The organism is Pseudomonas sp. P4_C3 (assembly GCF_056402075.1).
In genome coordinates this window covers 1-2,758 of sequence record NZ_JBFUIC010000450.1, presented here as the reverse complement: position 1 = coordinate 2,758, position 2,758 = coordinate 1, and the positions used below count along the sequence as shown (strand labels likewise).

4 protein-coding genes are annotated in these 2,758 nt (G+C 59.8%); 1 reads left to right on the top strand and 3 read right to left on the bottom strand.

Annotated features, from left to right (window positions below; genetic code table 11):
* On the top strand, window positions 1–374 hold a 374-nt coding region (locus AC1DVH_RS29155), incomplete at its 5' end, for a carbonic anhydrase (RefSeq protein ID WP_477756701.1).
* 6 nt (window positions 375–380) lie between these two features.
* Here AC1DVH_RS29155 and AC1DVH_RS29150 read toward each other — a convergent pair.
* The 3 genes from AC1DVH_RS29150 to AC1DVH_RS29140 all read right to left on the bottom strand — a co-directional run.
* Window positions 381–905 (bottom strand): SET domain-containing protein, encoded by a 525-nt coding sequence (locus tag AC1DVH_RS29150; protein ID WP_477756700.1) that lies wholly within the window; start codon window positions 903–905, stop codon window positions 381–383.
* A gap of 145 nt (window positions 906–1,050) precedes the next feature.
* A complete protein-coding gene (locus tag AC1DVH_RS29145) occupies window positions 1,051–2,223 on the bottom strand; it encodes a hypothetical protein (RefSeq protein ID WP_477756699.1) in 1,173 nt (390 codons plus the stop codon).
* 93 nt (window positions 2,224–2,316) lie between these two features.
* On the bottom strand, window positions 2,317–2,758 hold a 442-nt coding region (locus AC1DVH_RS29140), incomplete at its 5' end, for a TIGR00366 family protein (RefSeq protein ID WP_477756698.1).

Here is a 2,758-nt window from a genome sequence, read left to right as displayed (position 1 = left end):
AACACATCCTCGTCACCGGTCATTATGGCTGCGGTGGTGTGCGCGCCTCGATGCAGGATCGTCAGTTCGGCCTGATCGACGGCTGGCTGCGCTCGATTCGCGACCTGTATTACGAAAAGCGCGAAGAACTGGCCAAACTGGCCACCGAAGAAGAACGGGTCGACCGTCTTTGCGAGCTCAACGTGATCCAGCAGGTGGCCAACGTCGGTCACACCAGCATTGTGCAAAACGCCTGGCATCGCGGACAGAGCCTGTCGATCCACGGCTGCATTTATGGCATCAAGGATGGCCGCTGGAAGAGCCTGAATGCGACCATTAGCGGTTTCGAGCAACTGCCACCGCAGTACCGCCTGCGTCCGTTCGAGCCCCTGTAAAGCCCTTCAGCACGGACTTTGCCGACGCCACTGTTGCAAAAACAGCTGGCCGTCGGCGTTCGGCGCTTCATCGTAGCCGGCGATCCAGCCCCGGCAGTTGTATGAACCGCAGCGGCAGGCGAACTGGCGCAGCAGCTTGTCTTCCGTCGCAGCGTAATCCATCGACAGCCAGTCGCCTTTCTGAATGTCCTTCAGCGCCCATAACCACARCTCRCTCATGTCCAGAAACACGTTCGGGTCGCAAGAGTGGCRCAGCAGCCCGCAGAARCGCGGGTCATAGACGTGAACATCKSGSGYCAGYTGKCGGGTATGTCGGCWGCGATAGGGCAGCAAATGCCCCGATACCCTGCAGATTCGRCTGATGCGGGGAAACTCGCGCAGCGCTGCTATGGCCATCGGCGTGCCTTTGTCGTTCGAGAGAATCTCGAAATCGGCCAGGGATGGAAATCCGAGGTGAAGGGGCAACTCCGCAAAAGGGTAAACACCCTGCGGCGGCGGTGCGAGAGACTTGCGCAGTGCATTGGCTTTCATAACGATCCTTGTCGGCTGGGTGCTGCGACTTCCATTGGCTGACGATCCTGTCAGCGCCGCAGCACATGGGGTACGGCCCAAGCCTCTCGCAGATATTGCGGGCGGTCTACTGTCATAACTGACAGATGGACTGCCGATAGTCGGTTTACAGCGGTGGAGCGGGCAGGGCAGTGGCTGGCGCTGGCGCCTTGAGCTGTTTGAGCTGCAGCTGGACCGGTGCAGTCGAACATTTGGCCGCCGCCTGTCCGGGCGTCAGGTTGCGAATCGAGGTGTAGAACAGCGTGCAGGTTTTTTCCTTCTCGGCCACTTGCCAGGTTTGCGTGCAGGTTTTCAGCTCGACATCGGCATTACTGTCCGGTTGGCGGCCCATGACGGCCTGCCAGCACGCGGCACTCAAATCCTGGCCCATGACTTTCAGGCCCGCTGCATCGGCCTTGGCCTTGGCATCATTGCCGGAATAGTTCGCCGGATCGGCGGCGTACCAGATGTAGCTCGGGTGGTTGGAACCCAGCACCCGCACTTTCACCCCGTCACTCGGGCTGATCGTCGCCAGGCCCAGCACGTTCACGGTCGGCCCGTACTGTTGCTGGATCCAGTTACGCACCGGCGCGCCGAAGGCGACCATTGGCAATGTTTCACCGCTGGCGTGCAGGCTGACGTTCCTGACCATGGTGGTCTGGTAGTCGTTGAAGTAGCTGTAGACGCCCTCCAGATCCTTGCCGGCGTTGGATGGGGCGGCGATAGGGGCGATGTCGACAATGGTCTGGAAGCCTGGCGTCTGCTCGACCGGGATGCCATTGGCGGTGAGCAGCGTGGCCCAGCGATCCGTGGTGGCGGACCTCAGGTAATCCTGGGCCTGGGTCAGCGAATAGTCTGGCGGGAAGTGCAGCAGTTCGACGCTTTTGCGGTTTTCCAGGGCCATGCCCAGCGGCAGGAACAGATACCAGCTGTACGCCCACTTGCCATCGGCATTCAGTTTGCTGGCGCCGTTATAGGCCAGGTCACCGGCATCGAGCAGCGCTGCCAAAGGTTTTTCATAGCCGTTGGGCACGCCGATGATTTCTGCGTGGAGCTGACCATTGTCGGTTTTGACCAGAACCTTCGCGTCGCCGTAGCCATCGCGCTGCACGCTCTGGGTCAGGTAATGCTCGACGGTTTGCTCAAGCGTCCAGTTGCGAAAGCAGATCACGTTGCAATTGTTGGGGTAGGCGAAGAGGCGGGTAACGCGTTCGGTAGTGCCCAGTTTCAAGTTGGCATCGGCGTGGGCGGTGGTGCTCAGAGTGAGGGCTGCGAGGGTGAGTGCCGCGAGTTTGAACATGCTCAGATCCTTTTCAGCGTATAAGACCAGCAGATACTGAAACAGACAGGGCGGAACAAAAAGGGCCGATATCAATATCGGCCCTTTTTATGGTTACGGCATTACCGGCGGCAAATACGCCAGCGTCGTCCCCAGTGCCCATAACAACACTAGCACCAATGGCGTATGTACCAGCAATTGCACGAACGAGAAGCCGATCAAGTCCCGCGCTTTCAACCCCAGCACGCCCAGCAGCGGCAACATGTAGAACGGGTTGATCAGGTTGGGCAGGGCTTCGGCGGCGTTGTAGATCTGCACCGCCCAGCCCAGATGGTAGTTCAGGTCATTGGCCACTTGCATCACGTACGGCGCTTCGATGATCCACTTGCCGCCACCGGACGGGATGAAGAAGCCGAGAATCGCCGAATACACGCCCATCAGCAGCGCGTAGGTGTCGTGGGAGGCAATGCTGACGAAAAAGGTCGAGATGTAATGGGCCAGGGTCTGCGCATCGGCGCCCTTGACCGTGGTCATCAGCGCCGCGATCGAACCGTAG

Coding starts and splice junctions, on each gene's coding strand:
- AC1DVH_RS29145 (WP_477756699.1), bottom strand. CDS start 2,223: ATGTTCAAACTCGCGGCACTCACCCTCGCAGCCCTCACTCTGAGCACC.